This window comes from Alexandriicola marinus (assembly GCF_004000435.1).
GTDB lineage: Bacteria > Pseudomonadota > Alphaproteobacteria > Rhodobacterales > Rhodobacteraceae > Alexandriicola > Alexandriicola marinus.
In genome coordinates this window covers 1-7824 of record NZ_RBVZ01000031.1, presented here as the reverse complement: position 1 = coordinate 7824, position 7824 = coordinate 1, and the positions used below count along the sequence as shown (strand labels likewise).

3 protein-coding genes and 1 pseudogene are annotated in these 7824 nt (G+C 62.0%); all 4 read left to right on the top strand.

From position 1 onward, the window contains the following. Positions 1–58 precede the first annotated feature (58 nt). Positions 59–2608, top strand: coding sequence for an Ig-like domain-containing protein (locus tag EP376_RS22145; RefSeq protein WP_127657662.1), 2550 nt, complete (start codon positions 59–61; stop codon positions 2606–2608). An 80-nt stretch (positions 2609–2688) separates the two neighbouring features. Beyond that, positions 2689–4026 carry a TolC family protein gene (locus tag EP376_RS22140; protein WP_203331232.1) on the top strand — a complete coding sequence of 446 codons (1338 nt, stop codon included), beginning with the start codon at positions 2689–2691 and terminating at the stop codon, positions 4024–4026. Positions 4027–4139: 113 nt separating this feature from the next. Further along, positions 4140–6408: pseudogene (locus tag EP376_RS22135) on the top strand (ATP-binding cassette domain-containing protein). Next, positions 6408–7577: a beta-barrel domain-containing protein gene (locus tag EP376_RS22130; protein WP_127657660.1), complete on the top strand. Its 1170-nt coding sequence runs from the start codon at positions 6408–6410 to the stop codon at positions 7575–7577. The pseudogene EP376_RS22135 and the gene EP376_RS22130 overlap by 1 nt, the downstream one beginning before the upstream one ends. Positions 7578–7824 lie beyond the last annotated feature (247 nt).

The following is a 7824-nucleotide window of genomic DNA, read 5'->3' as shown; positions in this document are numbered from 1 at the left end:
GACCACTTCAGTGGGGGCACTCCAGTACTTCCTGTCCTATTCCGAAGAAGCGGATCGGATGAACGACTTCGACTCGTTGATATTCGATGAGGCAGGATCCTCACTCTCCTCACTGGCCGGCACACCCGCTCGCGACGAAAATACAATGCTGAATGGGTTCTTGTCGCTCGATCCGATAGGATGGGCAATTGCTGCAACGGGCGGCTTGGCGGCGACAGTGTTGTCGACCACCGCAGAGAGCGGACGAGGGGAGAATAACGGCGACGGAGATGACGACAGCGACGGGGAAGATGATACGCCTCCCCCCCCGATTGACACTGTCCTGACGTTTCGAGGCGGCGCAGTTGGTGGTGATGGAGTCGTTAATGCCCGCGAGGAGGCCGAGGGGATTTTGCTATCTGGCACTGTTCTAGCGGGGTCAAGTGTTGTCGTGTCTATCAACGGCATCGATTACAATGCATCGGTAAATGGTTCGGTCTGGGAGGTCATCATTCAACCAGGCGACCTTCCGCAGGGTGAATACGAGCAGGAAGTCACCGTGACGGCAACCGACGAGGCCGGAAACAAATTCGCAACCAATGGGACATTCTCGGTCGATACTGCGCTGGAAAATTCCATTCAAAGCCCGATATCTGGTGACGGCACAATCAACGAAGACGAAGCTGCAAATGGTCTGGAGCTATCCGGTCGAGTAGATCCCGGCTCTGTCGTTGTTGTGACGATCAACGGTGAAGAGTTTGTTGCGGATATCGTCGACGACATCTGGACCGTCTCAATCCCACCAAATTTCCTACCCCCTGGTCGATATGAGCAAAGCCTGACTGTCTTTGCGACGGACGATGCAGGAAACACTTCGGAGATCACCGAGACCTTCCTTGTCGATACCGGAATCGGTCTCACGTTGGATCGTCCAGTCACGAGCGATGATGTGATTAACGCGGATGAATTGAAAGGTGACGTCATTCTGGCAGGTGCCGTTGATGAGGGTGCGACTGTTGTTGTATCGATTGGCGATGCCGAGTATTCGGCAACGGTCGAAGGCGCGAGCTGGTTCGTCGCGATTCCGGCCGGTGCATTCACATCCGGAGAGTATGAACAGGAGGTGACGATCACCGCCAGTGACGTGGCGGGAAACGTCGGCGTTCTGAACGAAACACTCTTGATCGATACAGTTGCGAGTCTGACCCTTGATGTCCCGGTTTCCGAAGATGGCTTTATCAACGGAGCTGAACTTACGCGCGGTGTCACACTATCTGGAACTGTCGAACCGGGATCGGCCGTCGTAGTCGAAATCGATGGCCGGGTTTTTCCTGCTTTGGTCGAAGGTGACTCATGGAGCGCGATCATCGCTTCCGATGCGCTTGAGCTCGGTGTGTATGATCAAGTAATAAAGGTAACATCTACCGATGCTGCAGGAAATACGGCCGTCGTTTCTCAGTCTGTGCGTGTTGACACGGATGTAAGTCTGGCTGTGGATTCGCCGATAATAGGGGATGATGTAATCAGCACTCCGGATATCGATGGCGGGCTGACGATTTCGGGCACCTCCGATGCTGGAGCCAAGATCGCTGTATCATTTGCGGGTGCGTCTCTTGGGGCTGTTGCCAATGCGGAGGGTTTGTGGTCGGTCTCTGTGCCGCAGACCCTCGTTCCGATCGGCGAATCCGTTCAGAGCCTGACGATCACCGCAACCGATCTGGCTGGCAACGTGACGACAATCTCTGGAGAGATTGAGGTCGATACGATTGTGAGCAGTTTTTTTTCCGATGAGCTTGTCGAAGGTGACGACGTGGTCAATCGCGCAGAGGCTGATGACGGGATTACCCTTGGTGGTACTGTGGAGCCCGGATCAACCGTTGACGTGACCTTCCAAGGCACCACTCGCGCGGCATGGGTCTCCGATGAAGGCGAGTGGACCGTGACATTCACCAGTGACGAGGTTCAGGAGGGTGAATATGAGGCGGAGGTGCTGATTTCAGCGACGGATTCCTCCGGAAACACATCTATGATCAGCGATATCTTCCTTGTGGATACGATTCCACCTGATCCCTCCTATCTGGAAAGTTTCACCATTACCGGTGATGGGTTAAAAAGTATTACGATCGCAAATGCCGGTGAGGAAGTCGAGATATTCTCGGTCACGCGTGATGGGGGCGTCTCACTTTTCCCTGCTGCTCAGGAGGTCGATCTGGTTGAAGGATCACTCAACTTAGATTTCGAAGCATCCATCAGTGATGGGTCGCAGCTTGTGGTCAATGTAACCGATGTAAATGGCAATTCATCTGCGACATTCGTGGCCGTTGACGTCGCTGGAACAGACCGGATCGATGTCAGAAATCCGGGGCTCGATGATTTCGATATCGAGGCTATCGACTTGCAGGCGGCCTTTGACGCTGATTTGGCTCTTTCCGATAGCGATTTAGAATCGCTATCGGAATTTTCGAACATGCTGACGATCCATGGCGGCGCTGACGATACCGTCAGGATCGTGGGCGCAGTCTCGAATTCCGAGACCTCCGAGATCGCGGGCAAGACCTATGTCCACTACGACCTTGGCGACAACGGTGGGACGCTGATCATCGATGAAACGATCAACGTGATCACCTGATGCACGAGATGACGAGGGCCGGCAGAACCGGCCCCGTCCGCCCCCAGATGCGGGCACCGGGTGGACAGGGGAGACCCTTCGTGAAGTCGGGAACGGGAAGAACAGGCCGGATGACGGGATTGCTGGCAATCCTCGGCATCGCTGTTGGCCTGACGGGATGTGCGCCCGGTGACGCGGCCGGTGTGACACGTTCCGATGGCGCGCCAGGCGTCGATCTCGCGGTGACTGATGCGTCCTTCACGCTCGACCCCGAGATGGAAGACGGCACGACCTCGCAGGTGATCGAGGCGCTGCTTCTGCGCCGGTCCGTGCTCGAGCCGGGGCCGCTGCGCGATGTGGCGAATGCGGTCATGGCCGCCAACAGCCGCGCGGCGGAGGCCGATCTGCGGGCCGCACTCCTGCGCGCCGAGGCCGAAAGCTACAACTGGCTTCCGACGCTGGGACCAAGTGTCAGCCTGACGTCGCTCGGATCTGTCGTCGCGAATCTCGTGCTCAATGCTGCGCTGATCGATCACGGTGCCCGCCGGGCCGAACGTGACTTTGCCCGACACGATGTCGAGGTGGCCGCCGTGGCGCTTGCCGAGGACAGCAATGCGCGGGTCATGCAGGCGCTGGAGCTATATGTCGCGGCGGAGGCTGCGCGCGCGCGCGCCGATGTCACCGCGCAGGCAATGGAGCGGATGGACCACTTCGCCTATGTCATGCGGGAACGCGTGAACGCCGGAATTTCCGACAGGGCCGACCTTCAGGTCGTGACGCAGAAGCAGGATCAGATGGCGGCCGACATGGCGTCGGACAGGGAAACCGCCGCCTCGGCACTGCGCGAGCTGCAGGCCATGGCCGCCGTGCCCGTCACCACCCTGACCGGTCTCTCGGCCCGACAGACGCCGTCATTGACCGCCGAGGCCCTGAGCGTGATGCGGGCCCGCGCCGAAAGCGCCCGCGCCGTTGCGGGCGCCCGCGCTGCGCAGGCAGGTATGCTGCCGGGGGTGAGCCTCGGCGGTTCCGTCGGGACGGACGGGGCAGATGCCGCCCTGACCGCCGGGTCGGACGGGATCGGCTTCGGCATCGGGGCACAGATGCGGGCCATCGAGGCCGAGGAACAGGCCGCCGCCGCGCGCGTGGGCGCCGAACGCGAGGCCGCAGAGCGTGCAATCGCTGCGCTCGAGGGGCGGCTGCAAAGCTTGCGCCGGCAGCATTCGGAGGCGATCGCGCTCGCCCGCCAGGCCACCGAAAACTATGAACTTTTCGCTGAGCAGCAACGTGCCGGCCAACGCGGTGTAAGCGAAGTGGTCGGTGTGTTCGAGACGAAGATACGTGCCGATCGAACGGCGGTTGGCCTGCAATACGAGATTGTGCTCGCCGAACTGGGCATCGCCGAGCGGCTGGGCCTGCTGGTCGATGGAGACAAGATGTGAGCGAACCTGTTCTTGCCTTCGATGTCGGCCGGACAAGAGGCGCACGCCTGCGCCGGGTCGGAGAGACCGAGACCGGAAAACAGACCCGGGATCTGGGTCTGACGCTCGACGCGATCGCGGCCAACAGCCTCGAACCGGCACGGACGAGCGTCGCGGACGCGCCGAGACCGGCGGCGACGGCTCCGGAAGAGCGGCCTGTCAGCGGCAGGCAACGCGAAAGAATCGAGGCCCGTGCCGAACTCGCGGCCGTCTATGCCGGGATGCTTGGCGTCGACGTCTCCCGCCGGGACATCCTCGAACGGATGTCGCGGGACGGCGGAAGCGAGATTTCACCGCAGCTCATCTCGGGCGCCCTGACTGTCGCGGGGCTCATGACCCGCATCGCCCGGCCGTCCCGTCTTCAGCCCGACTTGTGGCCCGCGCTCGCTGAAATGACATCTGGTCAGATCGTCCTGGTTCTGGAGCAGACCAGCGCGGGGCTCATCGTCTATGACACCACCCGGCCCGCGAACCGGGCCGAGGTCGAGATGGAGGATTTCCGCGCGGTCTTTGCCGGGACAATCATCCGCGCAGATGTGGGCGTGGCCGAGCTCGGCCGCCGACACGCCGAGAAGGGCCGGCAGGCACATTGGTTCTGGGGGCAGCTGGGCCAGTTCCGCCGCCATATCTTCGAGGTGGCGCTTGGATCGCTGGTCGCGAACCTGCTGGCCGTTGCCGTCGCGCTGTTCTCGCTTCAGGTCTATGATCGCGTGATCCCTCATCAATCGATCGCCACTCTGTGGGTGCTGGCCATCGGGGCGGGGATCGCGATGCTTCTGGAGGCGTTCCTGCGGATCGCCCGGGCCAGGTTGATGGACGGCGCCGGACGTCAGATAGAGATCAAGGTTCAGGGGCTGCTGATGGACCGTATCCTCGGGATGCGGTCGGGCAGTTCGGCCGCCGCGCCCTCCAGCACCTTTGCTGCGGTCCGGGAGTTCGGCTCGATCCGGGAATTCTTCACCGCGTCGACCATCGGCACGCTGACGGATCTGCCGTTCATCGTGCTCTTCCTTGCCCTTGTCGCCTCGATCGGGGGCAACGTTGTCTGGGTGCTGTTCGCGGGCGGGATCCTGATGGTTCTTCCGTCTTTCTTTCTGCAGAAGCGGATGATCGACCTGACGCGCGCCTCGCAAGGTTCGTCCGTGCGGTCGAGCCGCCTCCTGCAGGAGGCCATCTACAATGTGGACACGATCAAGGCGCATCGCGGCGAGGACAGGTTCCGTCGCATCTGGTCGGAACTCACGGCGCTGGGATCCCACGCGACATCGGAGCAGCGCAAGCTGGCCTCGACGCTGACCTTCTGGAGCCAGGGGGTACAGCAGGCGACCTATGTCGCGGCTGTGGTCACCGGTACTTTCATGGTCTTCGCAGGTGAGTTCACCGTGGGTACGATCATCGCCGTGGGGATACTCACCTCGCGCACGCTTGGGCCCCTTACCCAGTTATCCGCGACTTTGGCGCGATGGTCGAACGTGCAGGCCTCGCTGGAGGCGCTCGATCAGGTCNCAGTTATCCGCGACTTTGGCGCGATGGTCGAACGTGCAGGCCTCGCTGGAGGCGCTCGATCAGGTCGCCTGTTCCGAACAGGACGAGGCCGAAGACCGCATGTACCTGCGCCGCGAGTCGATCCGCGGGTCGTTCGAATTGCGCGACGTGGTCTATGCCTATGACGAGGATGGCGCGCGCTCTCTCGAGATCGCGGCGCTCGCGATCGAGCCGGGGCAGAAAGTTGCCGTTCTGGGCTCGAACGGCTCCGGGAAGTCCACGCTTCTGAGGCTTCTGTCGGGCCTCTATCAGCCGACCGGAGGACGCATCCTGATCGACGGGGTCGATATGGGGCAGGTCATGCCGCGCGATCTGCGCCGGTCGATCGGTTATCTGGGTCAGGAGGTGCGCCTGTTCGCCGGCACCCTGCGCGACAACCTCAACCTCACGCTTCTCGAACGCGACGATGACCGGCTTCTGCGGGCGCTCGATTTCGCGGGGATCGGGCCCTATGTGCGCGCCCATCCCAAGGGGCTCGACATGGAGATCCGTGATGGCGGCGCGGGCCTCTCGGTCGGTCAGCAGCAATCCATCGGCTGGGCGCGGCTGTGGCTGCAGGACCCGGCGATCTGCCTTCTGGACGAGCCGACCGCCGCGCTCGACCAGACGCTCGAATCCGCGATCGTCACCCGCATGTCCGAATGGCTCTCTGGCCGCACCGCCGTGATCGCAACCCACCGCATGCCGATCCTGTCCCTGACCGGGCGGGTGATCGTTCTCCAGGGCGGACGCTTGGCACTTGACGGGCCCCGCGACGAGGTGCTGGCTCATCTCGGACGCGGGCGGGAGGCCGGCTGATGGCGCTCTGGGAGGGGGAGTTCGAACGGCGCCTGCGAGGCCCCAGCCTCATCATCTGGCTGGTGGCCGCGACGGTACTGTTGTTTCTCGTCTGGGCGAAATTCGCGTGGATCGACGAAATTGTTCGGGCAGAAGGCGAGATCGTCTCGGCCAACAGGCCCCAGATCATCCAGAACCTCGAGGGCGGGATCCTTGCCGAACTGCATGTCACCGAAGGCGACGTTGTCGCGCCCGGCGACGTGCTGGCGCGTCTGCGGGCCACCAATTTCGAGTCGCGCGTCGATGATCTGAAGGAGCAGATCGACGCGGCCAACATCCGCCGCATGCGGCTCGAGGCCGAAATGGACGGCGCGCATGATTTCGACGTACCTGCCGACATCGCGGCCCGCAGCCCCGATATCCTGTCTTCGGAACGCGCGCTCCTGGCGGCCCGGCAGGCGGACTACCAGAGCCGCACCGAAGGAGCGGCCCGGATCGTCGCCGAGACGAAACGCGAACTCGACGTGATGGAGGACCTTCTGGCCCGCGAGATCGCCGCCCTTATCGAGGTGACCCGTGCCCGCAACGCCCATTCGGACGCCGAGATCAGGTATAACGAGATCGTGACGGGCACCGAGCTGGAGCGTGCCAGTGCCTATTCCGAAACCCTGCAGGAACTCGCACAGCTGCGCCAGGATCTGCGCGTGGCCGAGGATCAACTGGCCCGCACGATCATCACGTCGCCGATGCGCGGGGTCGTCAACAACCTCAATGTGACGACGATCGGTGGCGTGATCCGCCCGGGCGAAGAGATTTTCGAGATCATTCCTCTGGGCGACGAGTTGTTCGTCGAGGCCCGGATTCGGCCCGAGGATATCGCCAATGTTGTCCCCGGGCAGAGGGCGACGATCAAGCTTACGGCCTACGATTACACCGTTTATGGCTCCCTTTCGGGAGAAGTTCTGGTGATCTCCGCGGACACGTTCGAGGATGATCGGCGCGCCGACCTGCCGCCCACCTACCGGGCGACGCTGCGGGTCGACCTCGGACAGCGCGATGACCGTCAGCGCAACATAGAGATCCGCCCGGGCATGCAGGCCGCGGTGGAGTTGCACACCGGCCAGAAGACCGTGCTCCAATATCTCACGAAGCCGCTCTACCGTTCCCGCGAGGCCCTGCGCGAGCCCTGATTCCAAGAAATACTGATACGACGTCGATGATATTCTAGTGTTCTCTGCCTCACATAGGATTGCCTGGGCGTTCCCGACGCACTGGGGCGAAGCTACCTGCGGATCAAGAGGGTGTCAGCATGATCTGATCCATTCACCGCTGACCGATTGCAGATGGCCTTCCCCCTGAAAAATCCTCGATCTGAGGTTAGCCTGTTCTCCAACTGAGGAGACAGACGATGATGGCCTGCCCCCATCGGGTGGTCCG

What these genes read in the sequence shown, in the direction of transcription:
- EP376_RS22145 (WP_127657662.1), top strand. Translation starts at nt 59, where the DNA reads ATGAACGACTTCGACTCGTTGATATTCGATGAGGCAGGATCCTCACTC.
- EP376_RS22130 (WP_127657660.1), top strand. Translation starts at nt 6,408, where the DNA reads ATGGCGCTCTGGGAGGGGGAGTTCGAACGGCGCCTGCGAGGCCCCAGC.